This is a genomic window from Streptomyces roseicoloratus (assembly GCF_004117935.1).
Taxonomy (GTDB): domain Bacteria; phylum Actinomycetota; class Actinomycetes; order Streptomycetales; family Streptomycetaceae; genus Streptomyces; species Streptomyces roseicoloratus.
In genome coordinates, this window is record NZ_SDOY01000130.1 from 1 (window position 1) to 24,714 (window position 24,714).

A 24,714-nucleotide genomic window follows, 5' to 3' on the forward strand; every position below is an offset into this window, starting at 1 on the left:
GGTTGTCGCGCAGGAGGGCCCACAGGACGCTGGCTCGTCGGCGGGCCAGGGCGATCACGGCCTGAACGTGCTTGCAGCCCTCGCCGCGCTTCTTGAGGTAGAAGTCTCGGTTCGGTCCCTCGCGGATGATGCTGGTCTGCGCGGACATGTAGAAGACCCTGCGCAGGCGGCGGCTGTAGCGCTTGGGCCGGTGGAGGTTGCCGGTTCGGCGGCCCGAGTCGCGTGGGACTGGCACCAGCCCGGCCGCGGAGGCGAGATGGCCGGCATCCGCGTAGGCCGCAAGGTCACCTGCAGCGACGATGAACTCGGCGCCGAGTATGGGGCCCATGCCGGGCAGGGACTCGATGATCTCGGCTTGCGGGTGGCTGCGGAACGTGTCGCGGATCTGCTTGTCGATCCGCTTGAGCCGGTCGTCCAGGTCCAGGATCTGCGTGGCCAGGTCGGCCACGATCTGGGCGGCGACGTCCTCACCCGGCAGGGCGGTCTGCTGGGCCTGGGCGGCTTCGAGTGCGGTTGCCGCGACGGCGTCGGCGCCGCGCACACTGCGGTTGGCGAGCCAGGCCGTGAGCCGCGCCCGGCCACGTCGGCGGATGGCGGCTGGGGTCTGGTAGCCGGTCAGCAGTACCAGCGCACCTTTGTGGGCGGAGTAGTCGAAGGCCCGTTCCAGGGCGGGGAAGACACCGGTCAGCACGTCGCGGAGTCGGTTGATCATTCGCACCCTGTCGGCCACCAGGTCGGTTCGGTGGGCGGTCAGCAGGGCAAGGTCCGCGGCGAGTTGGGCGGGCACTTCGATGGTGGCGAAGTCCCGGCGGTGGCGGGCGGTTTCCGCGATGACGTAGGCGTCGCGGGCGTCGGTTTCGGCCTCGCCCCGGTAGGCGCCGGACATGCGGTTGACCGTGCGGCCGGGCACGTAGACGGCCTGCTGGCCATGGGCCGCGAGCAGGGCAAGCAACAGCGCGGAGGACGTACCGGAGATGTCCACCGCCCACTGGACTTCGTCGGCCAGCTCCAGGATTTCGCCGAGTGCGGTCAGGATCTCCGACTCGTCGTTGCCGATCTTCTTCGACCACAGAGTCGCGCCGGTTTCGTCGACCACCGCCGCCCAGTGATGGCCCTTACCGGCGTCGATGCCGACCCAGACCCGGGCCCGTCGCTCGTTCACTCGCCCCTCCTCGTTCCGCACGGCGTGCCGTCGGCCCAAGGAACACCCCGCTGTCATCTCCGTAATCAGCGACCGCACAAGGCGCGCACATCTCAATCAGCAGTCAGGGCGCCCCGGAGAACCGGGCGGCCACTCCTGAGAAGCCACTGAAGGCAAGAACCCATAAGCCACACCCGGCCCTCCCGGGCCACCAAACAACTTACGGAGACTCCATGCCCGTACGCTCCGGCTGGCTGACGCCCACCGGTCAGACCCGTCAGCACACCCGCCTCACCAACATCGGCGCCACCACTCCCGTCGACCCGCTCGGCGCACGGTCGGGCATCCTGCCCGGAACGGTCGACGGCACGTACCGGGTCGGCGGTCTGGGGATGAACACCAGCGGCCCGATGACCGCCACCGTCCACGCCGGCCGGGCCGTGGTCCAGGGGGCGCCCGGCGACGGCGCCTACCCCGTCGCCCTCGACCAGGACATGACCCTCACCTTCGCCGACGGCGACGCGCTGAACCCGCGCATCGACCTCGTCGTCCTGCGCGTGTACGACAACGACGCCGACCTCCAGGGCCGGTACGAGGCCGTCGTGGAGATCGTCAAGGGCGAGCCGAAGGCGGCACCGGAGCCTCCGCCGGCCCCGGCCCGCTCCCTGGTGCTGTTCAGCGTCAAGGTGCGGGCCGGCGCCTCGGCGGGCAACGGCGGCATCGAATGGTCGGCTCCCGGCACCACCACCGACCTGCGCACCACGACGGTCGCGGTGGGCGGCATCCTGCCCGTCTACAACAACGCCGGTGTGACGGGCTCCTACCCGGGCCAGTACCAGGACAACGACAACGCCCACTACCTCCAGCGCTGGAACGGCGAAGGCTGGATCCCCTACCCCAGGGAGATCGGCGGCATCGCCCCCGCCGGCATCCTGTCGACGGGCAGCTACACCGGCCAGTTCCGCGAGAACGCGGGGGTGCTGCAGCGCTGGAACGGCACCGCCTGGGTGAACTACCAGCCGCCGGTGGAGGTGACCACCGCCGTCTCCGGGGTGACGGCCATGCCCAACTGGGCGGTGGTCGCGTTCGCCGGCCGCAAGACCAAGAGCGGGCTGTGCACCCTCACCGTGACCGTGACGCGCACCGGCCCCACCGTCACCTCCAGCAGCGCCGGCCAGATCGCCGACGAACCGCTGTGCACCCTGCCCACCGGCTGGCGCCCCGCGTTCGGCATGGAGGCGCTCGCCGGCGACGGCTACGCCGACGGCGCCGCCGACATCACCTCCGGTGGCATCGTCAACCTGCGGACCTGGTCCCCGAACGGCCAACTGACCGCCAACCGGAACATCCGCGTCAGCGCCACGTTCGTCCTGTAAAGGAGGCCCGTCATGGCCATCGACACGCCCTACCGGGCCATCTTCACCGATCTGCTCACCGACCAGACCCTCGACATCCTGCCGCTGCGGGACGTCTCCATCGACGACTACATCGGCAAGGCCGGCTCCCTCTCCGGCACCATCCCGGTCCCCAACGAGGAGATGGCCGAGCGGGTCAAGCAGGTCCGGGAAGGCCGCACCGCGGTCTACCTGGAGCGCGGCGGCGACCTGTGGTGGGGCGGCATCGTCTGGACCACCACCCTGCAGTCCAGCGGACGGGGCGTCCTGACCCTCGGGATCCAGGCCGCCACCTTCGACTCGTACGCGGGCCGGCGGCGCATCCGCACCGACATCTCCTTCGACGAGGACACCGACCAGCTGGAGATCGCGCGCCGGCTGTGGCGGGAGCTCGACCTCCAGGACGACCCCACCGTCCCCCTGCCGCCCGACCGGGAGCCCCGGCGCCTCGGGATCACGTTCGGCGAGGAGAGGTCCGACGTCTACCGGAAGGCCTCCTGGCGCAACGGCGACGAGACGGTCTACCTGGAGGCGCTCGACCAGCTCGCCGCCATGGAGAACGGCTTCGAGCACCAGATCCTGGTCTACCGCGACCCGATCAGCGGCAGGCGGGTCAAGCAGCTCCGGCTCGGCTCACCCAAGATCGTCAACGGTGCGACGGACCTGGTCTTCGACCGGCCGGGCGCGATCCTGTCGTACTCCTTCCCGTACGACGCGACCCGCGGCGGCACCACCGCCGTGGCCCGCGGCGGCTCCGCCAACTCCAACGCGGGCACCGAGTCCCGGCCGGTGCTCTCCACCCAGCAGATCGCCGGCGACCTGCTCGCGGACGGCTGGCCGCTGATCGACCTGTCCTCGGACCACAACGACATCACCGACCCCGTCACGCTCGGCTCACTGGCCAAGCGGGAACTCGACGAGGCGCGCGGCGCCGTCGTGATCCCGGCGATCACCATCCGCCTCGGCGGGATCATCCCGCCGCAGCTCATCGGCCGCGTGGCCCGGATCCGCATCACCGACGAGTGGCACCGCCAGGGCCTCGACGCCCGCTGCCGCATCATCGGCGTCAAGGTCACTCCCCCGGAGCGCGGCCGTCCCGACACCGCCGAGCTCTACCTTGAGGAGGCCTGATGCCCCAGCTGCCCGAGGACATCATCGACCGGCTGAACCAGATGGAACGCCGGATCAAGGCCCTGTCCACGGCCGTCACCACCCGGCCCGCGGTCAGCGAGATCCGCCCGCCCGCGCAGACCGGCAGCGTCACCATCAACCGGCCGCTGTTCCGGATCTTCGACGGCTACGGCCACGAGATCTTCGCCGACGACATCATGACCGGCGGCCTCGCCCGGCCCTGGCTGGCCCTGCTGCCGCCGCAGCCCACGGACAAGGCCCGATGGCCGTCGACCACCAGCACGGCCTTCACGACGGTCGCCAAGTCCTACAACCCGATCTGGCAGCCGAAGCTGCGGCTGACCGTGGAGACCGCGGTGTCCAGCGGTGCCAGCGGTGAGGTGAAGGTCCTGGTCGACGGCCTGCAGTTCGGCCCCACCGTCATCGCCGGCACCACCTTCAACCACATCGGTCTGCTCCCCGTCGACGTGAACAGCAGGTTCGGCCAGACCATGCAGATCGAGATCCAGGCCAAGGCCACCGGCGGCACCGTCTACGCCCAGCCCGTCCTGATCCACGGCACCCAGACCTGATCCGTCCACCGAGGCCGTCCAGGCCGTCGAGGAGCAGACCATGAACATCGACCCCGCCTACCCCTGGGGCGTGGCCATCGACTACGCGGGCCGCGTCACCGTCACCGAGGACGGCCACACCGTCGCCGTCCGCGTACACGACAACAGCCTCGGCAACACGCTGGAGCGCGACCCGGTCACCGGCCAGTACCCGTCGGTGTACGTCACCGCCCAGACCAGCGAGAGCGGCACGGGCGACACCGTCCTGCGCGGCTCCGCCACGGTGCTCGTCGACGGACGGAACGGCGCCCCCGTCGTCCCCGACCCGACCGCCGTCGAGCGGGCCGTCACCGCCGCCCTCGCCGATTTCGAGGCCCGCCGGAGCGCCTACGCCGCCCTCTGCGCCACCTGGGCCCCGGCCCCCGAACCGGAGCCGACGCCCGAACCCGAACCGGAGCCGACGCCCGAGCCGACCCCGGAGCCCGAGCCCGCCCCGGAGCCGTCCCCGGAACCGACGCCCGAGCCGGCTCCGTAACGCCCGGCCCGCCCGCCCCCGTACACACGCCACCCTCCCCCCACACCCCACATCCCACATCCCGACCCCACACCCCACCCCACCCCACGCCCCGCGCCGCACCGATCCGGCCGGGGTTTTCTCATGCCCGGGTCCCGGCCCGGAACCCCTGCCCGGAGGACACACATGGCAGCCCCCCTCTCCGCGGACCGGCTCGTCGCCGCGCTCCGCGCCGAAGGCGTCAAGGTCGTCGAGCACGACGGCTGGCGCACCCACAACCGCAACGGCCACGGCGCCTGGGGGCCCGTGATCGGTGTGATGATCCACCACACCGTCTCCAGCGGCACCGCGAACACCGTGAGCCTCTGCCACGACGGCTACGCCGGCCTGCCCGGCCCGCTGTGCCACGGCGTCATCGCCAAGGACGGCACCGTCCACCTGATCTCCGCCGGCCGCGCCAACCACGCCGGGGGCGGCGACCCGTCCGTCCTCCAGGCCGTGATCAGCGAGACGTACGGGGTCCGGCCGCCGGTGCCGCGCGAGCACCAGGGCAGCCGCGGAGCCGTCGACGGCAACTCCCGCTTCTACGGCTTCGAATGCGTCAACCTCGGCAACGGCCGCGATCCCTGGCCCGCCGAACAGCTCGACGCCATCGAGCGGGTGTCGGCGGCGATCTGCCGCGCCCACGGCTGGGGCGCGAGGTCCGTCATCGGCCACTCCGAGTGGTCCGACTGGAAGAACGACCCGAACGGCTTCGGCATGCCGGGCATGCGCGACCGGGTGCAGAAGCGGCTCGGCAAGGCCCCGGCCGCCCGCCCGACCGCCCCCGCCGGGCCGGCGACCCCCCGCCACCAGCCCTTCCCCGGCGCCGCCTTCTTCAGGACCACCCCGAGCTCGCCGATCGTCACCGCGATGGGCCGCCGGCTGGTCGCCGAGGGCTGCGGCCGCTACCGGGTCGGCCCCGGGCCGCGCTGGTCCGAGGCCGACCGCCAGTCGTACGCCGCCTGGCAGCGCAAGCTCGGCTTCCGCGGCTCCGACGCCGACGGCTGGCCGGGCGCCACCTCGTGGAACGCCCTCAAGGTCCCGTACACCGGCTGACCGCCCCACTCCCCCGCACAGCAAGGAGAACCACCGATGACCGAAGCCGCCAAGCGGACGGCCCGCACGCTGGTGCAGACCGCCGTCGGCATCGCCGTCGTGCTGCCCGCGATCGTCGACGCCGCGGGCATCCCCGAGACCCTGCCCTGGGTCGCCGGGGCGCTCGCCGTCGCCGGCGCGCTCACCCGGGTGATGGCCCTTCCGGCCGTCCAGCGCCTGCTGCCGTCCTGGCTGCGCGTGGAGCCGGGAGCGGCCGATGACCGAGCCTGACCCGAACGACCCGGTCGCCGTCGCCCTGGAACTGGAGCGGCTGCGCGGCACCCTGGAGGCCGGCTTCGCCCGCGTCGACGGCTCCCTCGCGCTGCTCGTGCAGCGCAGCGACCAGACCGACAAGCAGCTCGCCGACCACGAGTCCCGTCTCGACGCCCTGGAGCGCGCCCGCTGGCCCCTGGCCTCGATCGCCGCGCTCACGGCGGGCGCCGGCGTGCTGCTCGCGGCCTGGGAACTGGCCGGACGCTGAGCCGCGGCGGACCTCCTCGACCGTCTCGCGGACGGACACCGCCGAACGCCGAAGGGCGGCACCCCCTGCGGGGTGCCGCCCTTCTCTGGCGTGTCGCCTACGCCTTACTGGTTGTACGGACCGTAGTCGTAGTCCTCCAGCGGCACGGCCTGGCCGGAGCCGGTGCCGAACGGCGAGTAGTCGATGTCGTCGTAGCCGACGGCCGAGTACATCGCGGCCTTGGCCTCCTCGGTCGGCTCGACCCGGATGTTGCGGTAGCGGGACAGACCCGTACCGGCCGGGATGAGCTTACCGATGATGACGTTCTCCTTGAGGCCGATGAGGCTGTCGGACTTGGCGTTGATCGCCGCGTCCGTCAGCACTCGGGTCGTCTCCTGGAAGGAGGCGGCCGACAGCCAGGACTCCGTCGCCAGCGAGGCCTTGGTGATACCCATCAGCTGCGGACGGCCGGAGGCCGGGTGGCCGCCTTCCTGGACCACACGACGGTTCTCGGTCTCGAACTTCGAGCGCTCCACGAGCTCGCCCGGCAGCAGCTCCGCGTCACCGGACTCGATGATCGTCACGCGGCGCAGCATCTGCCGGATGATGATCTCGATGTGCTTGTCGTGGATCGACACGCCCTGCGAGTTGTAGACCTTCTGGACCTCGCCGACCAGGTGGACCTGGACCGCGCGCTGGCCGAGGATGCGCAGCACGTCGTGCGGGTTGGTGGCACCCACGGTGAGCTTCTGGCCCACCTCGACGTGGTCGCCCTCGCCCACCAGCAGACGGGCACGCTTCGAGATCGGGAACGCCGTCTCGTCGCTGCCGTCGTCCGGGGTGACGACGATCTTCTTGGTCTTCTCGGTCTCCTCGATGCGGACGCGACCGGCCGCCTCGGAGATCGGGGCGACACCCTTGGGCTGACGGGCCTCGAAGAGCTCGACGACACGCGGCAGACCCTGGGTGATGTCGTCACCGGCCACACCACCGGTGTGGAAGGTACGCATCGTCAGCTGGGTACCGGGCTCACCGATGGACTGGGCGGCGATGATGCCGACCGCCTCACCGATGTCGACCAGCTTGCCGGTGGCCAGCGAGCGGCCGTAGCACATGGCGCAGGTGCCGACGGCGGACTCACAGGTCAGGACCGAACGCGTCTTGACCTCCTCGACGCCCGCGGTGACCAGCTGCTCGATGAGCACGTCACCCAGGTCGACGCCGGCCGGGGCCAGCACCTTGCCGTCGACGACGACGTCCTCCGCGAGGCAGCGCGCGTACACGCTGGTCTCGACGTCCTCGGCCTTGCGCAGCACGCCGGCCTCGTCCTTGGCCGCGATCCGCAGCTTCAGACCGCGGTCGGTGCCACAGTCCTCCTCGCGGATGATCACGTCCTGCGAGACGTCCACCAGACGACGGGTCAGGTAACCCGAGTCGGCGGTACGCAGGGCGGTGTCGGCGAGACCCTTACGGGCACCGTGGGTCGAGATGAAGTACTCGAGCACGGAGAGGCCCTCGCGGAACGAGGCCTTGATCGGACGCGGGATGGTCTCGTTCTTCGCGTTCGACACCAGACCGCGCATACCGGCGATCTGCCGCATCTGCATCATGTTTCCTCGGGCACCCGAGTCGACCATCATGAAGATGGGGTTGGTCTTGGGGAAGTTCGCGTTCATCGCCTCGGCGACCTCGTTGGTCGCCTTGGTCCAGATCGCGATGAGCTCCTGCGTGCGCTCTTCCTTGGTGATCAGACCGCGCTCGTACTGCTTCTGGACCTTCTCGTCCTGCGCCTCGTAGCCGGCGACGATCTGCTTCTTCGCCTCGGGGACGACGACGTCCGAGATGGCGACGGTGACGCCGGAACGGGTGGCCCAGTAGAAGCCGGACGCCTTCAGGTTGTCGAGCGTCGCCGCCACGATGACCTTGGGGTAGCGCTCGGCGAGGTCGTTGACGATCTCGGAGAGCTGCTTCTTGCCGACCGAGTAGTCGACGAACGGGTAGTCCTCGGGCAGCAGCTCGTTGAAGAGCGCACGGCCGAGCGTGGTCTTCAGACGGAAGCTGTCACCCTGCTGCCACTCCGGCTCGCCCTCCTCCGCGACCGGGGGAACCCAGCCGCGCGGCGGAACGGTGCCGATCGGGAAGCGGATGTCGATCTGCGCCTGCAGCGACAGCTCGCCGGCGTCGAACGCCATGATCGCCTCGGCGGTGGAGCCGAACGCGCGGCCCTCGCCCTTGACGTCACGCAGCTCGCCGTCGGTGGTGAGGAAGAACAGACCGAGGACCATGTCCTGGGTCGGCATCGTCACCGGACGGCCGTCGGCGGGCTTGAGGATGTTGTTCGAGGACAGCATCAGGATGCGGGCCTCGGCCTGCGCCTCCGCGGAGAGCGGCAGGTGGACGGCCATCTGGTCACCGTCGAAGTCCGCGTTGAACGCGGTGCAGACGAGCGGGTGGATCTGGATGGCCTTGCCCTCGACCAGCTGGGGCTCGAAGGCCTGGATGCCGAGGCGGTGCAGCGTGGGAGCACGGTTCAGCAGGACCGGGTGCTCGGCGATGACCTCTTCGAGGACGTCGTACACGACCGTGCGGCCGCGCTCGACCATCCGCTTGGCCGACTTGATGTTCTGCGCGTGGTTCAGGTCGACCAGGCGCTTCATCACGAACGGCTTGAAGAGCTCCAGCGCCATGGCCTTCGGCAGACCGCACTGGTGCAGCTTGAGCTGCGGGCCGACGACGATGACGGAACGCGCCGAGTAGTCGACACGCTTGCCGAGCAGGTTCTGACGGAATCGACCCTGCTTGCCCTTCAGCATGTCGCTGAGGGACTTCAGCGGACGGTTGCCGGGGCCCGTGACCGGGCGACCGCGACGGCCGTTGTCGAAGAGGGCGTCGACCGCCTCCTGGAGCATCCGCTTCTCGTTGTTCACGATGATCTCGGGGGCACCGAGGTCGAGCAGACGCTTCAGACGGTTGTTGCGGTTGATCACGCGGCGGTACAGGTCGTTCAGGTCGGAGGTCGCGAAGCGGCCACCGTCGAGCTGCACCATCGGACGCAGGTCCGGCGGGATGACCGGCACGCAGTCGAGAACCATGCCCTTGGGGCTGTTCGCGGTCTGCAGGAACGCCGAGACGACCTTGAGGCGCTTGAGCGCACGGGTCTTCTTCTGGCCCTTGCCGGTGCGGATGATCTCGCGGAGCTTCTCCGCCTCCTCCTCCAGGTCGAAGGACTCGAGGCGCTTCTGCAGCGCCGCGGCACCCATCGAGCCGTCGAAGTACGTGCCGAAGCGGTCACGCAGCTCGCGGTAGAGGAGCTCGTCGCCCTCCAGGTCCTGGACCTTGAGGTTCTTGAAGCGGTTCCACACCTCGTCGAGGCGGTCGATCTCGCGCTGCGCGCGGTCGCGGAGCTGCTTCATCTCGCGCTCGGCGCCCTCGCGCACCTTGCGGCGCACGTCGGCCTTGGCGCCCTCGGCCTCGAGCTCGGCCAGGTCGGACTCGAGCTTCTTGGCGCGGGCCTCCAGGTCGGAGTCGCGGCGGTTCTCGATCTGCTGACGCTCGACGGAGACGTGCGCCTCCAGCGAGGGCAGGTCGCGCGTACGGCGCTCGTCGTCGACGTACGTGATCATGTACGCCGCGAAGTAGATGACCTTCTCCAGGTCCTTCGGGGCGAGGTCGAGCAGGTAGCCCAGACGCGACGGAACGCCCTTGAAGTACCAGATGTGGGTGACGGGAGCGGCCAGCTCAATGTGGCCCATCCGCTCACGGCGCACCTTGGCGCGGGTGACCTCGACGCCACACCGCTCACAGATGATGCCCTTGAAGCGGACACGCTTGTACTTGCCGCAGTAGCACTCCCAGTCCCGGGTCGGACCGAAGATCTTCTCGCAGAAGAGTCCGTCCTTCTCGGGCTTCAGGGTGCGGTAGTTGATGGTCTCCGGCTTCTTGACCTCGCCGTGGCTCCACTGACGGATGTCGTCAGCGGTGGCCAGACCGATCCGGAGCTCGTCGAAGAAGTTGACGTCGAGCACTATGCGTCAATCCCTCTCAGGGTTGTAAGGCTGTGGGTCTGATACGGGGGTCCTGGGGCCGGCCGGGGACTCAGCGGTGTTCCACCGAGTCCCCGCACCGGACTCCCGTCAGACCTCTTCGACGCTGCTCGGCTCGCGCCGGGACAGGTCGATGCCGAGCTCCTCCGCAGCGCGGAAGACGTCCTCGTCGGTGTCGCGCATCTCGATGGACATGCCGTCCGAGGACAGCACCTCCACGTTGAGGCACAGGGACTGCATCTCCTTGATGAGCACCTTGAAGGACTCGGGGATGCCGGGCTCAGGGATGTTCTCGCCCTTGACGATGGCCTCGTAGACCTTCACGCGGCCGGTGACGTCGTCGGACTTGATCGTCAGCAGCTCCTGGAGGGCGTAGGCGGCGCCGTACGCCTCGAGCGCCCACACCTCCATCTCACCGAAGCGCTGACCACCGAACTGGGCCTTACCACCCAGCGGCTGCTGGGTGATCATCGAGTACGGGCCGGTCGAGCGGGCGTGCAGCTTGTCGTCGACCAGGTGGTGGAGCTTGAGGATGTACATGTACCCGACCGAGATCGGGTCCGGGAACGGCTCGCCGGAGCGGCCGTCGAACAGACGCGCCTTGCCGGACGGGAGCACCATGCGCTCGCCGTCGCGGTTCGGGATGGTGTGCTGGAGCAGACCCGCGAGCTCGTCCTCACGCGCACCGTCGAAGACCGGGGTGGCGACGTTGGTGCCGGGGGCGACCTGGTCGGCACCGATGGCCTGGAGGCGCTGCGCCCACTCGTCGGCGAGGCCGGAGACGTCCCAGCCGCGGCTGGCGAGCCAGCCGAGGTGGATCTCCAGGACCTGTCCCGGGTTCATTCGGGACGGGACGCCGAGCGGGTTGAGGATGATGTCGACCGGAGTTCCGTCCTCGAGGAACGGCATGTCCTCGATGGGCAGGATCTTGGAGATGACACCCTTGTTGCCGTGACGGCCGGCGAGCTTGTCACCGTCGGTGATCTTGCGCTTCTGGGCGACGTAGACGCGGACCAGCTGGTTCACGCCCGGGGGAAGCTCGTCGCCCTCCTCGCGGTCGAAGACGCGGACGCCGATGACCTTGCCGGTCTCGCCGTGCGGGACCTTCAGCGAGGTGTCACGGACCTCACGGGCCTTCTCGCCGAAGATCGCGCGGAGCAGGCGCTCCTCCGGGGTCAGCTCGGTCTCACCCTTCGGGGTGACCTTGCCGACCAGGATGTCGCCGGCGACGACCTCGGCACCGATGCGGATGATGCCGCGCTCGTCGAGGTCGGCGAGGACCTCCTCGGAGACGTTCGGGATGTCCCGGGTGATCTCCTCGGGGCCGAGCTTGGTGTCACGGGCGTCGACCTCGTGCTCCTCGATGTGGATCGAGGAGAGGACGTCGTCCTGCACGAGGCGCTGCGACAGGATGATCGCGTCCTCGTAGTTGTGACCCTCCCACGGCATGAACGCCACGAGCAGGTTCTTGCCGAGGGCCATCTCGCCCTCTTCGGTCGCGGGACCGTCGGCCAGGACCTGGCCCTCGATCACGCGGTCGCCCTCGGAGACGACGACCTTCTGGTTGACCGAGGTGCCCTGGTTCGAGCGGGAGAACTTGGCCAGGCGGTAGGTGATGTAGGTGCCGTCGTCGTTGGCCACGGTGATGTAGTCCGCGGACAGCTCCTGGATGACACCGTCCTTCTCGGCCTTGAGCACGTCGCCGGCGTCGGTGGCGCAGCGGTACTCCATGCCGGTGCCGACGAGCGGGGCCTCCGCCTTGATGAGCGGAACGGCCTGGCGCATCATGTTCGCGCCCATGAGGGCACGGTTGGCGTCGTCGTGCTCGAGGAACGGGATCATGGCGGTCGCGACCGACACCATCTGGCGCGGCGAGACGTCCATGTAGTCGACCTCGGACGGCTCGACGTAGTCGACCTCACCGCCACGCTTGCGGACCAGGACGCGGTTCTCCGTGAAGCGGAGGTTCTCGTCGAGGGTCGCGTTCGCCTGGGCGATGACGAAGCGGTCCTCCTCGTCGGCGGTGACGTAGTCGACCTCGTCGGTGACCTGGCCGTCGACGACCTTGCGGTACGGCGTCTCGATGAAGCCGAACGGGTTGATCCGGCCGTACGAGGCGAGCGAACCGATCAGACCGATGTTCGGGCCTTCGGGCGTCTCGATCGGACACATGCGGCCGTAGTGGGACGGGTGCACGTCTCGGACCTCGAAGCCGGCCCGCTCACGGGACAGACCGCCGGGACCCAGCGCCGAGAGACGACGCTTGTGCGTCAGACCCGACAGCGGGTTGTTCTGGTCCATGAACTGCGACAGCTGGCTGGTGCCGAAGAACTCCTTGATGGAGGCGACGACCGGCCGGATGTTGATCAGGGTCTGCGGCGTGATCGCCTCGACGTCCTGGGTGGTCATGCGCTCGCGCACGACGCGCTCCATACGGGCGAGACCCGTACGGACCTGGTTCTGGATGAGCTCGCCGACGTTGCGCAGACGACGGTTGCCGAAGTGGTCGATGTCGTCGGCCTCGATGACGACCTCGCTGCCGCTGGCGCCGACCGTCTCGGTCTCGCCGGCGTGCAGCTTCACCAGGTACTTGATCGTGGCGATGATGTCGTCGGTGGTGAGGACGCCCGCGTCCAGCGGCTCGTCGGCACCGAGCTTCTTGTTGACCTTGTAGCGGCCGACCTTCGCGAGGTCGTAGCGCTTCGGGTTGAAGTACAGGTTCTCGAGCAGCGTCTGGGCGGCCTCGCGCGTCGGCGGCTCGCCCGGACGGAGCTTGCGGTAGATGTCGAGCAGCGCGTCGTCCTGGCCCTGGGTGTGGTCCTTCTCCAGGGTGGCGCGCATGGACTCGTACTCGCCGAACTCCTGCAGGATCTGCTCGGTGGTCCAGCCGAGCGCCTTGAGGAGGACGGTCACGGACTGCTTGCGCTTGCGGTCGATGCGGACACCGACCAGGTCGCGCTTGTCGATCTCCATCTCCAGCCAGGCACCCCGGGACGGGATGATCTTGGCGGAGAAGATGTCCTTGTCGGACGTCTTGTCGATGGAGGAGTCGAAGTAGACACCGGGCGAACGGACGAGCTGCGACACGACGACACGCTCGGTGCCGTTGATGACGAAGGTGCCCTTGTTGGTCATGAGCGGGAAGTCGCCCATGAAGACCGTCTGGGACTTGATCTCGCCGGTCTCGTTGTTCGTGAACTCGGCGGTCACGAAGAGCGGGGCACCGTAGGTGAAGTCACGGTCCTTGCACTCGTCGATCGAGTTCTTCGGCGGCTCGAAGCGGTGGTCGCGGAAGGTCAGCGACATCGACCCGGAGAAGTCCTCGATCGGGGAGATCTCCTCGAAGATCTCCTCCAGACCGGACTTCGTGGGGACGTCCTGTCCCGACTCAAGGGCGGCCTCGACGCGAGCCTTCCACGCGGCGTTGCCGAGCAGCCAGTCGAAGCTCTCGGTCTGGAGCGCGAGGAGGTTCGGAACCTCGAGGGGCTCCTTGATCTTTGCAAAGGAGATGCGCAGCGGGGCGGTGCTGGCGCCGTTGTTCGTATTGGTCGAGGCGTTGCGCGAGGCGGCCAAGAGGGGGTCCTTCCGAGGGCTCGGACTCACTGCGCGCGTACCGGTCCCTTGCGGAGCCCCGTGGAAGACGATTCTCGATATGGCCGAAAGGCCAGGTCAGAGTGGGTCGACCAGCGAGGCGGATGCGAGGGTATGCCCCTTGTGACGGGCAGGGGACAGCTAACAGGCAGCGCAAAGGGACAGTGTAGCCACTTGGCCCACTGATGTCCAGGGCGTGTCTTTCTCGACCCTCGTTGTTCTCAACTCCGCGGTACCTCGCGCCGTGCGGCGCACCTCGATACTGCCCGTTCGGTCGTCGATCCATGCCTCGGAATCGGATCGTTGTGACGACGCGTCCTGAGAATTGCGCGCTGCGTGCGGTTCGTCAAGGCCCCCGCCCCTGCGCGGCGCACGGCGAAGATCACCTTACTCCGCTTCCGAGGCCCCCGGCGACGGCCGCCACGCCGTTCCCGGGAACGCCGAAAGGCGACCACCCAGATGGATGATCGCCTTTCACGCGGCGAGCGTTACACGCCCACCGGAAGGTCGCTACGCGACGAGGTCTTACTTGACCTCGACGGAGGCGCCGGCGCCCTCGAGGGCCTCCTTGGCCTTGTCAGCGGCTTCCTTGTTGACCTTCTCGAGGACCGGCTTCGGGGTGCCGTCGACGAGGTCCTTGGCCTCCTTCAGACCCAGGGAGGTCAGCTCGCGCACGACCTTGATGACCTGGATCTTCTTGTCGCCGGCGCCGGTGAGGATGACGTCGAACTCGTCCTTCTCCTCGGCAGCGGCCTCGCCGCCACCGGCGACACCGCCGGCCACGACGACCGGGGCGGCAGCGGCAGCGGTGACGTCGAACTTGTCCTCGAAGGCCTTCACGAACTCGGAGAGCTCGATGAGGGTCATCTCCTCGAACTGGGCAAGCAGCTCGTCCTGGGTGAGCTTCGCCATGATGGGCGATCCTTCCACTTATTCGGCAGGTGCCGGATGTACTGGGTAAGGCGGGCGTACGTCGGCCCGCTGCGACCCGCGCCTAGGGCCACGGGTCAGAAAGCGAGCCGAGTTACTCGGCACCGCCCTGCTCGGCCTGCTTGGCGCGCAGCGCGTCCACGGTGCGGACGAGCTTCGACGGCAGCGCCTGGAAGACGGAGGCAGCCTGGGACTGCTTCGCCTTGAAGGCACCGGCCAGCTTGCTGAGCAGAACCTCGCGGGACTCGAGGTCCGCAAGCTTCTTGATGTCGTCGGCGGAGAGAGCCTTACCGTCAAGGACACCGGCCTTGATGATGAGGTTCGGGTTCTCCTTGGCGAAGTCACGCAGAGCCTTCGCCGACTCCACCGGGTCACCGGTGACGAAGGCGACCGCCGTCGGACCAGCGAAGTGGTCGTCGAGCGCGGTGATCCCAGCCTGGTTGGCCGCAATCTTGGTCAGCGTGTTCTTCACCACGGCGTACTGGGCGTTCTCACCGAGGGAACGGCGCAGCGTCTTGAGCTGCGCCACGGTGAGACCCCGGTACTCGGTCAGCACGGCGGCGTTGGAGCTCTGGAACGCGTCCGTGAGCTCGGCCACCGATGCAGCCTTGTTGGGCGTCGGCATAGTGCGTTCGCCTCCTTCCGGGTGATGAGGACCGCTCAGAAGGGGCTGAACAAACGAAAACGCCCCGGGCGCAGGCGCACGGGGCTCAGCTCGACCGAGCCGGACGAATCCGGACCGGGAACTTCTCCACTGTCACCTGCGCGGGTCGCTCGCATCTTCCAGCGAATCCTTCGGCCGCCGCGCCCATCAGGGCGCAGCGACGACCAGCGGTCTTTGGCTTCTCCGGAAGAGTACGGGACGGGGACGGCCGGGGGCAAATCAGCCCTGCTCGGCCCCGCCGGCCTCCTGGATCATCTTGAACAGGTCGACGGTGTCCTTGGCCGGCGGCACCTGGACGGTGGCCTCGGCCCCGTAGTCGGTGTAGTCCGCCCGCATGTGCACCGAACCCTGGGCCATGGTCATGCTGACGTCCATACGGGCCGGGTAGCCGTCCTCGTTGACCCAGACCTCGGTCTCGTAGCCCTTGAGACCGGTCTTCTTCACGTTGGCGACGAGCTCGTCGTACTCCTTCTGGGAGAGGAGCTTCGTGGAGTTGTTCGCCTTGAGCATCTGCTCGAAGGTGAGCGTGCCCTTGTAGTGCTCGGTCTCCATGCCGTTGACCTTCTCGGCACCGACGTGCTTCAGGTTCGGGGATTCCAGGAGGAGGGCGAGCTGCTGGGCCGGGTCCTGGTTCGCGTTCTCCAGGCCGCCGGTCATCGACTTCTGCACGCCCTTGTCGCCGCCGGCCGCCGCGGCGGCCTTCAGGTCGATCTTCATCCAGCGCTTGCCGTCCATCTCGGCGGCGGCCTCGGGGCCCATGTCCATGTACATGGCCTCGTCGCGCATCACCATGCGGATCTGCTCGGGAGCCTTGGCGCTGCCCGCGCCCGCGCCCCCACCCAGCAGGGAGCCCTTCATGGTGAAGTCCATCGCCGCCGGGTCCCAGCCCTGGACGCCGGTCATGGTGATGGTGCCGGACTCGGCGGCGCCGACGCCCTCCAGCGTCATCGTCATGCTGACCTTGGCGGACTTGGCGGCCGAGGTCTTCTCGAACGCGGCCGTGAGCGCCTTCGTCACGTCCGCGATGCCCTGCGCGGCCGCCTTGGCGGGCGCCTCGGCCGCGCTCTTCGCGTCGCCGTCCTGGCAGCCGGCCACGCCGGTGACGACGGCCGTGGCCGTCAGTGCGATGCCCGCGCGCTTCCACGTGCTCATGCTGGTCATGGTTCCCCACCCCTTGTGGTCGTCGATCATGTGGCCCCGCTGGCACGGTATCCCAGGGCACCGACAGCCTCGTAACGAAAAACCGCCCCCCGGGCCTCCGTAGAGGCCCGGGGGGCGGTTCAAGGACGCTGGAGCCCCGGTGAGAGGGCTCCTGAGCCGTCAGGCTCAGACCGCGGCCGGGTCCTCCTCGACGAGGAGGTTGCGGGTGCGGTTCGAGTCGACCGGAATGCCGGGGCCCATCGTGGTGCTGATGGCGGCCTTCTTGATGTAGCGACCCTTGGCGGCGGACGGCTTCAGACGGAGGATCTCCTCCAGGGCCGCGCCGTAGTTCTCCACCAGCTTGGCGTCGTCGAAGGACACCTTGCCGATGATGAAGTGCAGGTTGGAGTGCTTGTCGACGCGGAACTCGATCTTGCCGCCCTTGATGTCGTTGACAGCCTTGGCGACATCGGGGGTGACGGTGCCGGTCTTCGGGTTCGGCATGAGACCACGCGGACCGAGCACGCGGCCGAGGCGGCCGACCTTGCCCATGAGGTCCGGGGTGGCGACGACGGCGTCGAACTCGTTCAGGCGGTTGCCCTTGGAGATCTCGTCGATGAGCTCGTCGGAGCCGACGATGTCGGCGCCCGCGGCGATCGCGGCCTCGGCACGGTCACCGGTCGCGAAGACCAGGACCCGGGCGGTCTTACCGGTGCCGTGCGGAAGGTTCACGGTGCCACGGACCATCTGGTCGGCCTTGCGCGGGTCGACGCCCAGGCGGAAGGCCACCTCGACGGTGCCGTCGAACTTGGTGGTGGAGGTCTCCTTGGCGAGACGCACGGCCTCGAGCGGGGCGTACAGCTTCTCCCGGTCGATCTTGGCGTCGGCAGCCCGGAGGGACTTGCTGCGCTTCACATCTGCTCCTGTTGTCGTTCAGGTATGGAGTCGTGGTGCGGACCGAGCGCTGGCCCTACCACTGAGTGACGATGTGCGGCTACCGCCGCATGGTCACAAGGAAGGTGATCAGCCCTCGACCGTGATGCCCATGGAACGGGCGGTACCGGCGATGATCTTCGCGGCGGCGTCCAGGTCGTTGGCGTTGAGGTCGGGCATCTTGGTGGTGGCGATCTCGCGGACCTGCGCCTCGGTGATCTTGGCGACCTTGGTCTTGTGCGGCTCGCCGGAGCCCTTCTCCACGCCCGCGGCCTTGAGGATCATCTTGGCGGCCGGCGGGGTCTTGGTGATGAAGGTGAAGGAACGGTCCTCGTAGACCGTGATCTCCACCGGGATCACCCAGCCACGCTGCGACTCGGTCGCGGCGTTGTAGGCCTTGCAGAACTCCATGATGTTGACGCCGTGCTGACCCAGCGCGGGGCCGACCGGCGGGGCCGGGTTGGCCGCGCCGGCGTTGATCTGGAGCTTGATAAGCCCCGTGACCTTCTTCTTCTTGGGAGGCATAGCTCTCTCCGGGTCCTAGTGAGAGTTTTCAGCCGATCCATCCGGTCATCCGGATGGAGGCATACCGCACAACGATAACGGGTATAGCTGCGCGTCCAAAAACCGAGCAGGTCAGAGTGGCTGTGGCAGCCCCTCTGACCTGTCCGGAAACTTGAGTCGTCAGTTCTTCTGGATCTGGTCGAAGCTGAGCTCGACCGGGGTCTCGCGACCGAAGATCTCGACGAGGCCCTTGACCTTCTTCGAGTCGGCGTTGATCTCGTTGATCGTCGCCTGGAGCGTCGCGAAGGGGCCGTCGGTGACGGTGACCGAGTCGCCCACCTCGAAGTCCAGGACCTCGACGGTGACCTTGCGGGCCGGAGCCGGCTTGCCCTCGGCCTCGGCGGCCTCGCGGGCGGCCTTCTCCTCGGCCTCCGGGGCGAGCATCTTGACGATCTCGTCCAGGGTCAGCGGGTACGGGTCGTAGGCGTTGCCCACGAAGCCGGTGACGCCGGGCGTGTTGCGGACGACACCCCAGGACTCGTTCGTCAGATCCATGCGGACGAGCACGTAGCCGGGCAGCTTGTTCTGCCGGACGTTCTTGCGCTCGCCGTTCTTGATCTGGACGATCTCTTCCTCGGGCACCTCGGCCTGGTAGATGAACTCCTCGACGTTCAGCGAGACGGCACGCTGCTCGAGGTTGGCCTTCACGCGCTTCTCGTAGCCCGCGTAGGTGTGGATCACGTACCACTCACCGGGCAGCGTGCGCAGCTCCTCGCGGAGCGCGGCGATGGGGTCGACCGGAGCGGCGGGCTCGGCCTCCTCGGCCTCGACCTCGTCCTCGTCCCCGGCCTCGGCCGCGTCGTCGGACTCCTCCGACTCCTCGGCCTCCTCCTCGGCGGCCTCGACGTCGGCGACCTCGGTGCCGTCGTCCTCGGCAGCGGTCTCCTCGACCTCGCCGAGTTCGGCGTCAGCAGCGTCGGCCTGCTCCTCGTCGGCCGCCTCGACGATGTCCAGCTCGTCCTCGACGGACTCGGACTCGAAGGCGTCGTTCAGGTTCGCGTCAGACACGGTGGCTGCTTCTTCCTGCGCTACAGATGGGGTGGAACAAAAAGTCAGCCGAAGACGTACTTGACTGCTTCCTGGAAGCCATAGTCAATCACGGTCACGAGACCGATCATGATGACAACGAAGACAATCACCACAGTGGTGTACGTCGTCAGCTGGCTGCGAGTGGGCCAGACGACCTTGCGGAGTTCCGCGACGACCTGGCGGTAGAACAGCGCGAGGCGGCCCAGAGGGCCCTTCTTACCGCGCTTGCCGCCCTTCCGGGCCTTCTTCTTCGACTCGGGAGCCGTATCCTCGGCGTCAGGCATGTCGATGGAGCCTACGGCATCCGTCACGATGTCTCACCTGATTCCGGGTCGTGGCCGTGCCGCGCCCGGAGATGGAGCCGCACGGCGGTGCAAGGAGTACGTACATGCGCACACAACCTGGCGGTGTGTGTAGCAGGGCCGGAGGGACTTGAACCCCCAACCGCCGGTTTTGGAGACCGGTGCTCTACCAATTGAGCTACGACCCTTTGTGGCTTCCCCAACCTACCGCATCGTGAGATGTGGTCGGTGCGGGGCCAACGAGCAGTGAGTGTACGTGGTCTTGGGCCCCTACGTCGAACAGAAACGTCCCCGACCTGCCGCAGGGGCCCCCGAGGCCCTGCTTCCCGGGGCCGCGCACCCCGTGTTCCCGAGGCCCGCACGCCCCCTTTCCCGGCCCCCGCACCGCCCGTACGACCGGGAATGACCGGTCCTGTCCGCTCCGTGAAACCTGCGTGCCCGGCCCGGACGGGGTCTGGGACGATGGGCCGTATGAGCGCTGCTACTCCTCCCACCGAGCGCCGGGTCTCCGCCCGCGTCGGTGCGATCTCCGAGTCCGCCACCCTCGCCGTCGACGCCAAGGCCAAGGCCCTCAAGGCCGCCGGGCGACCGGTCATCGGTTTCGGCGCGGGTGAACCCGACTTCCCGACGCCGGACTACATCGTCGACGCGGCCGTCGAGGCCTGCAAGAACCCCAAGTACCACCGCTACACGCCGGCCGGCGGTCTGCCCGAGCTGAAGAAGGCCATCGCCGAGAAGACCCTGCGCGACTCCGGCCTGGAGGTCGACCCGGCCGAGGTGCTGGTCACCAACGGCGGCAAGCAGGCCATCTACGAGGCCTTCGCCGCGATCCTCGACCCGGGCGACGAGGTCATCGTCCCGGCGCCGTACTGGACCACCTACCCGGAGTCGATCCGCCTCGCCGGCGGTGTCCCGGTCGAGGTCGTCGCCGACGAGACCACCGGCTACCGGGTGTCCGTCGAGCAGCTGGAGGCCGCGCGCACGGAGAACACCAAGGTGCTCCTGTTCGTCTCGCCGTCCAACCCGACGGGCGCGGTGTACAGCGAGGAGGACGCCCGCGCGATCGGCGAGTGGGCCGCCGAGCACGGCCTGTGGGTGCTGACCGACGAGATCTACGAGCACCTGGTCTACGGCGACGCCACCTTCACCTCGCTGCCGAAGCTGGTCCCGGCGCTGCGCGACAAGTGCGTCATCGTCAACGGCGTCGCCAAGACGTACGCCATGACGGGCTGGCGCGTGGGCTGGATCATCGGCCCGAAGGACATCGTGAAGGCCGCGACCAACCTGCAGTCGCACGCCACCTCCAACGTCTCCAACGTGGCGCAGGTCGCCGCGCTCGCCGCCGTCTCGGGCAACCTGGACGCCGTCAAGGAGATGGGCAAGGCCTTCGACCGCCGCCGCCGGACGATCGTGAAGATGCTCAACGAGATCGAGGGCGTGATCTGCCCGACGCCGGAGGGCGCGTTCTACGTGTACCCGTCGGTGAAGGGCCTGCTCGGCAAGGAGATCCGCGGCAAGCGCCCGCAGAGCTCGGTCGAGCTGGCCGCGCTGATCCTGGACGAGGTCGAGGTCGCGGTCGTCCCGGGCGAGGCCTTCGGCACGCCGGGCTACCTGCGCCTCTCGTACGCCCTGGGCGACGAGGACCTGGTGGAGGGCGTGTCCCGCATCCAGAAGCTGCTCGCCGAGGCGCGCGACTGACCGGTCCTTGACGTCAAGGGCGCTTGCGGGCCCCTGGTTCTCCGGAGCCGGGGGCCCGTTTTTGCGTTCTAGTCGGGCCCGATCGGGGAATCGGACTGTATTCGTCCATTCGGGTAAGGCAGGATCGGCCAATGGAGCACCTTCCTCACCGCGACCTCAGTCTGCTGCCCAAGGCCCATCTGCACCTGCACTTCACGGGCTCGATGCGGCCCACGACCCTGATCGAACTGGCCGACAAGTACGGGGTGCACCTCCCCGAGGCGCTCAGCGGCGGCACCCCGCCCAGGCTGCGGGCCACGGACGAGCGGGGCTGGTTCCGCTTCCAGCGGCTCTACGACATCGCCCGCTCCTGCCTGCGCGAGCCCGAGGACATCCGGCGCCTGGTGCGCGAGGCGGCCCAGGAGGACGTGGCGGACGGCTCCGGCTGGCTGGAGATCCAGGTCGACCCGACCTCGTACGCGCCGCTGCTCGGCGGTCTGATCCCGGCCATGGAGATCATCCTGGACGCCGTGGACACGGCCTCGCGCGAGACCGGGCTCGGGATGCGGGTCCTGGTCGCGGCCAACCGCATGAAGCACCCGCTGGAGGCGCGCACGCTCGCCCGCCTCGCGGTGCGGTACGCGGACCGGGGCGTGGTCGGCTTCGGGCTCTCCAACGACGAGCGGCGCGGCATGGCCCGCGACTTCGACCGGGCCTTCGCCATCGCCCGCGAGGGCGGTCTGCTCGCGGCCCCGCACGGCGGCGAGCTCACCGGGCCCTCGTCCGTACGGGACTGCCTGGACGACCTGCGGGCGGCCCGGGTCGGGCACGGCGTACGGGCGGCCGAGGACCCGCGGCTGCTGCGCAAGCTCGCGGAGCGCCAGGTGACCTGCGAGGTGTGCCCGTCGTCGAACGTGGCGCTCGGCGTGTACGAGAAGCCGGAGGACGTGCCGCTGCGCACCCTGTTCGAGGCGGGCGTCCCGATGGCCCTGGGCGCGGACGACCCGCTGCTCTTCGGCTCGCGGCTGGCCGCCCAGTACGAGATCGCGCGCCGGCACCACGGCTTCACGGACGAGGAGCTGGCGGAGCTGGCCCGGCAGTCGGTGCGCGGCTCGGCGGCACCCGAGGACGTCCGGCAGAAGCTGCTGTCCGGCATCGACGACTGGCTGGCGGCCCCGGCCGGCTGACCGGCCGGGCCGCCGGGCCACGGTCCTCGCCGCCGAGGCCGCTACAGCTCGACGCCGACGGTCACCGGCTCGTTGACGAGCGTGACGCCGAAGGCGTCGCGGACGCCCGCGACCACCTCACGGGCCAGCGCGAGCAGGTCCTCCGTGGTGGCCTCGCCGCGGTTGGTGAGGGCGAGGGTGTGCTTGGTGGAGATCCGGGCCGGGCCGGAACCGTAGCCCTTGGTGAAGCCCGCCTTGTCGATCAGCCAGGCCGCGGACGTCTTCGTCAGGCCCTCCCCCGCCGGGTAGGCGGGCGGCGCGGCGTCGGCGCCGAGGCGCTCGGCCACGCGCGCGAGGAAGGCCTCGTACTGGCCGGCGGTGAGGATCGGGTTGGTGAAGAACGAGCCGGCCGACCACGTGTCGTGGTCCTCCGGGTCCAGCACCATCCCCTTGCCGGCCCGCAGCTTCAGGACCGTCTCGCGCGCCCGCTCCAGCGGCACCCGGTCGCCCGCCTCGACGCCCAGGGCCCGCGCCGTCTCCGCGTACGCGATCGGCGCGGAGAGGCCGCCGGCGTCCTCCAGCGCGAAGCGGACCCGCAGCACCACGTAGCGGTCGGGCTGCTCCTTGAAGACGCTGTGCCGGTACGAGAAGGCGCACGCGGCGTTCGTGAGCGTGACCGTCTCCTCGGCCCGGCGGTCGTACGCGACGACCTCGGTGACGGTCGCGGAGACGTCCTGCCCGTAGGCGCCCACGTTCTGGATCGGGGTGGCGCCCGCCGATCCGGGGATCCCGGCCAGGCACTCGATCCCGGCGAGTCCGGCCTCCACGGTCCGCGCGACGGCGTCCGTCCACACCTCGCCCGCGGCGAGCTCCAGCCGGGTCCCGTCGAGGGCGAAACCCCGGGTGGCGACGTGCAGGGCGGTGCCGTCGAAACCCTTGTCGCCGATGACCAGGTTGGAGCCGCCGCCGATGACGAGCAGCGGGGTGCCGGAGGCGTCGGCCTCGCGGACCGCGGCGATCACCTCGTCGTCCGTGGTGGCCGTGACGAGCCGCGTGGCGGGCCCGCCGAGCCGGAAGGTGGTCAGGGGCGCGAGGGGGGCGTCGTGGAGAAGCTGCACGGGCACAAGGGTACGGGCCCCTCCCGTACGGAAGGGGCCCGCGTCGCTCAGCGGCTCGGGTGGGGCGGGCTCAGGCGAGCTTCACCACGGCCCGGCTCATGCCGAGCACCTTCTGCCCGGCGCTGGTCGCCGTGAGGTCGACGCGCACCCGGCCGTCGTCCAGCTTCGCGGCGACCTTCGCGGAGACCTCGATCACGGCGCCCTCGTCGTCGTTGGGCACGACGACCGGCTTGGTGAAGCGGACGCCGTACTCGACGACGGCGGCCGGGTCGCCGGCCCAGTCGGTGACGACGCGGATCGCCTCGGCCATGGTGAACATGCCGTGGGCGATGACGTCGGGCAGGCCGACCTCCCTGGCGAACTTCTCGTTCCAGTGGATCGGGTTGAAGTCACCCGAGGCACCGGCGTAGCGCACCAGTGTGGCGCGGGTCACGGGAAAGGTCTGCGCGGGCAGCTCGGTGCCGGCCTCGACCTCGTCGTAGGCGATCTTCGCGGTCACGGTCAGGCCTCCTCGGGGGCGCGGGCGACGAGCTTGGTCCAGGCGGTGACGACGTGTTCGCCGGACTCGTCGTGGACCTCGCCGCGGATGTCCAGGATGTCGTTGCCCGCGAGCGACTTGATCGCCTCGATGGTGCTGGTCACCGAGAGCCGGTCACCGGCGCGCACCGGCCGGGTGTACGCGAACTTCTGGTCGCCGTGCACGACGCGGCTGTAGTCGAGGCCCAGCTGCGGGTCCTCGACCACCTGGCCCGCGGCCTTGAAGGTGATCGCGAAGACGAAGGTCGGCGGGGCGACGACATCGGGGTGACCGAGGGCCTTGGCGGCCTCCTGGTCGGTGTACGCGGGATTCGCGTCGCCGATCGCCTCGGCGAATTCGCGGATCTTCTCACGGCCGACCTCGTACGGCGCGGTGGGCGGATAGGTCCGGCCCACGAAGGACTGGTCGAGCGCCATGGCCTCGATACCTCCTGGATCTCTTGCGTACAAACGACGCGAGGCCGCCCCCGGCAGGGGACGGCCTCGTGTACGAGCCTGTTTAGCGCGTCTCGCGGTGCGCGGTGTGCGAGTTGCAGCGAGGGCAGTGCTTCTTCATCTCAAGACGGTCCGGGTTGTTGCGCCGGTTCTTCTTGGTGATGTAGTTCCGCTCCTTGCACTCCACGCAGGCCAGCGTGATCTTCGGGCGGACGTCGGTGGCAGCCACGTGAGTGCTCCTTGACGGACGGATGGGA

General features: G+C 69.1%; 23 protein-coding genes and 1 tRNA gene. 9 read left to right on the forward strand and 15 right to left on the reverse strand.

The annotated features are described in order from the left end of the window. A partial coding sequence (locus ESG85_RS18970) for an IS110 family RNA-guided transposase (protein WP_128980783.1) occupies positions 1 to 1,162 on the reverse strand: 1,162 nt, incomplete at its 3' end. 212 nt (positions 1,163 to 1,374) lie between these two features. Here ESG85_RS18970 and ESG85_RS18980 point away from each other — a divergent pair. The 7 genes from ESG85_RS18980 (at position 1,375) to ESG85_RS19010 (ending at position 6,349) form a co-directional block, all read left to right on the forward strand. Then, positions 1,375 to 2,517, forward strand: coding sequence for a hypothetical protein (locus ESG85_RS18980; protein WP_128980803.1), 1,143 nt, complete (start codon positions 1,375 to 1,377; stop codon positions 2,515 to 2,517). Positions 2,518 to 2,529: 12 nt separating this feature from the next. Next, on the forward strand, positions 2,530 to 3,666 hold the full coding sequence (locus ESG85_RS18985; RefSeq protein WP_128980805.1) for a hypothetical protein: 1,137 nt from the start codon (positions 2,530 to 2,532) through the stop codon (positions 3,664 to 3,666). Then, entirely contained in the window at positions 3,666 to 4,238 is a 573-nt protein-coding gene (locus ESG85_RS18990; RefSeq protein ID WP_128980807.1) for a hypothetical protein, read from the forward strand. Before ESG85_RS18985 ends, ESG85_RS18990 begins: the two co-directional genes overlap by 1 nt. 40 nt (positions 4,239 to 4,278) lie before the next feature. Continuing rightward, positions 4,279 to 4,752 carry an ATP-binding protein gene (locus tag ESG85_RS36655; RefSeq protein WP_128980809.1) on the forward strand — a complete coding sequence of 158 codons (474 nt, stop codon included), beginning with the start codon at positions 4,279 to 4,281 and terminating at the stop codon, positions 4,750 to 4,752. Positions 4,753 to 4,917: 165 nt separating this feature from the next. Then, a complete protein-coding gene (locus tag ESG85_RS19000) occupies positions 4,918 to 5,829 on the forward strand; it encodes a peptidoglycan-binding protein (protein WP_128980811.1) in 912 nt (303 codons plus the stop codon). A gap of 36 nt (positions 5,830 to 5,865) precedes the next feature. Beyond that, on the forward strand, positions 5,866 to 6,099 hold the full coding sequence (locus ESG85_RS19005; protein WP_128980813.1) for a hypothetical protein: 234 nt from the start codon (positions 5,866 to 5,868) through the stop codon (positions 6,097 to 6,099). Beyond that, complete coding sequence (locus ESG85_RS19010) at positions 6,086 to 6,349, forward strand: hypothetical protein (protein WP_128980815.1); 264 nt, start codon at positions 6,086 to 6,088, stop codon at positions 6,347 to 6,349. Before ESG85_RS19005 ends, ESG85_RS19010 begins: the two co-directional genes overlap by 14 nt. Before the next feature lie 104 nt (positions 6,350 to 6,453). Here the strand turns inward: ESG85_RS19010 and ESG85_RS19015 are convergent, their stop codons facing one another. The 10 genes from ESG85_RS19015 to ESG85_RS19065 all read right to left on the reverse strand — a co-directional run bounded on the left by ESG85_RS19015 (position 6,454) and on the right by ESG85_RS19065 (position 19,712). Further along, complete coding sequence (locus tag ESG85_RS19015) at positions 6,454 to 10,353, reverse strand: DNA-directed RNA polymerase subunit beta' (RefSeq protein ID WP_128980817.1); 3,900 nt, start codon at positions 10,351 to 10,353, stop codon at positions 6,454 to 6,456. A gap of 108 nt (positions 10,354 to 10,461) precedes the next feature. Then, positions 10,462 to 13,944, reverse strand: a complete 3,483-nt coding sequence (gene rpoB, locus ESG85_RS19020) for a DNA-directed RNA polymerase subunit beta (protein ID WP_128980819.1) — start codon at positions 13,942 to 13,944, stop codon at positions 10,462 to 10,464. A 543-nt stretch (positions 13,945 to 14,487) separates the two neighbouring features. Then, positions 14,488 to 14,874, reverse strand: coding sequence for a 50S ribosomal protein L7/L12 (rplL, locus tag ESG85_RS19030; RefSeq protein WP_128980821.1), 387 nt, complete (start codon positions 14,872 to 14,874; stop codon positions 14,488 to 14,490). A 112-nt stretch (positions 14,875 to 14,986) separates the two neighbouring features. Then, positions 14,987 to 15,517, reverse strand: coding sequence for a 50S ribosomal protein L10 (gene rplJ, locus ESG85_RS19035; protein ID WP_128980823.1), 531 nt, complete (start codon positions 15,515 to 15,517; stop codon positions 14,987 to 14,989). Between the two features lie 258 nt (positions 15,518 to 15,775). After that, positions 15,776 to 16,708: an SCO4651 family lipoprotein gene (locus ESG85_RS19040; RefSeq protein ID WP_128980882.1), complete on the reverse strand. Its 933-nt coding sequence runs from the start codon at positions 16,706 to 16,708 to the stop codon at positions 15,776 to 15,778. Between the two features lie 174 nt (positions 16,709 to 16,882). Beyond that, complete coding sequence (rplA, locus tag ESG85_RS19045; RefSeq protein ID WP_128980825.1) at positions 16,883 to 17,611, reverse strand: 50S ribosomal protein L1; 729 nt, start codon at positions 17,609 to 17,611, stop codon at positions 16,883 to 16,885. A gap of 108 nt (positions 17,612 to 17,719) precedes the next feature. Further along, positions 17,720 to 18,154: a 50S ribosomal protein L11 gene (rplK, locus tag ESG85_RS19050; RefSeq protein ID WP_128980827.1), complete on the reverse strand. Its 435-nt coding sequence runs from the start codon at positions 18,152 to 18,154 to the stop codon at positions 17,720 to 17,722. A 159-nt stretch (positions 18,155 to 18,313) separates the two neighbouring features. Then, on the reverse strand, positions 18,314 to 19,201 hold the full coding sequence (nusG, locus tag ESG85_RS19055; RefSeq protein WP_128980829.1) for a transcription termination/antitermination protein NusG: 888 nt from the start codon (positions 19,199 to 19,201) through the stop codon (positions 18,314 to 18,316). 44 nt (positions 19,202 to 19,245) lie between these two features. Continuing rightward, entirely contained in the window at positions 19,246 to 19,533 is a 288-nt protein-coding gene (gene secE, locus ESG85_RS19060; RefSeq protein ID WP_128980831.1) for a preprotein translocase subunit SecE, read from the reverse strand. A 106-nt stretch (positions 19,534 to 19,639) separates the two neighbouring features. Further along, positions 19,640 to 19,712 (reverse strand) — tRNA-Trp (locus ESG85_RS19065). 283 nt (positions 19,713 to 19,995) lie between these two features. On the opposite strand from ESG85_RS19065, the gene ESG85_RS19070 reads away from it, so the two are divergent. Both ESG85_RS19070 and ESG85_RS19075 read left to right on the forward strand, forming a co-directional pair. Beyond that, entirely contained in the window at positions 19,996 to 21,222 is a 1,227-nt protein-coding gene (locus ESG85_RS19070; protein WP_128980833.1) for a pyridoxal phosphate-dependent aminotransferase, read from the forward strand. Between the two features lie 131 nt (positions 21,223 to 21,353). Then, positions 21,354 to 22,388, forward strand: a complete 1,035-nt coding sequence (locus ESG85_RS19075) for an adenosine deaminase (protein WP_128980835.1) — start codon at positions 21,354 to 21,356, stop codon at positions 22,386 to 22,388. Between the two features lie 41 nt (positions 22,389 to 22,429). On the opposite strand, the gene ESG85_RS19080 is transcribed toward ESG85_RS19075, so the two are convergent. The 4 genes from ESG85_RS19080 to rpmG form a co-directional block, all read right to left on the reverse strand. After that, positions 22,430 to 23,485 carry a UDP-N-acetylmuramate dehydrogenase gene (locus ESG85_RS19080; protein ID WP_128980837.1) on the reverse strand — a complete coding sequence of 352 codons (1,056 nt, stop codon included), beginning with the start codon at positions 23,483 to 23,485 and terminating at the stop codon, positions 22,430 to 22,432. A 70-nt stretch (positions 23,486 to 23,555) separates the two neighbouring features. Beyond that, complete coding sequence (locus tag ESG85_RS19085) at positions 23,556 to 23,984, reverse strand: MaoC family dehydratase (RefSeq protein WP_128980839.1); 429 nt, start codon at positions 23,982 to 23,984, stop codon at positions 23,556 to 23,558. Positions 23,985 to 23,986: 2 nt separating this feature from the next. Then, positions 23,987 to 24,439: a MaoC family dehydratase N-terminal domain-containing protein gene (locus tag ESG85_RS19090; RefSeq protein ID WP_128980841.1), complete on the reverse strand. Its 453-nt coding sequence runs from the start codon at positions 24,437 to 24,439 to the stop codon at positions 23,987 to 23,989. Positions 24,440 to 24,521: 82 nt separating this feature from the next. After that, the gene (gene rpmG, locus ESG85_RS19095) at positions 24,522 to 24,686 is read right to left on the reverse strand and encodes a 50S ribosomal protein L33 (RefSeq protein ID WP_003956487.1); all 165 of its coding nucleotides are present in this window, start codon (positions 24,684 to 24,686) and stop codon (positions 24,522 to 24,524) included. Positions 24,687 to 24,714: the final 28 nt, after the last annotated feature.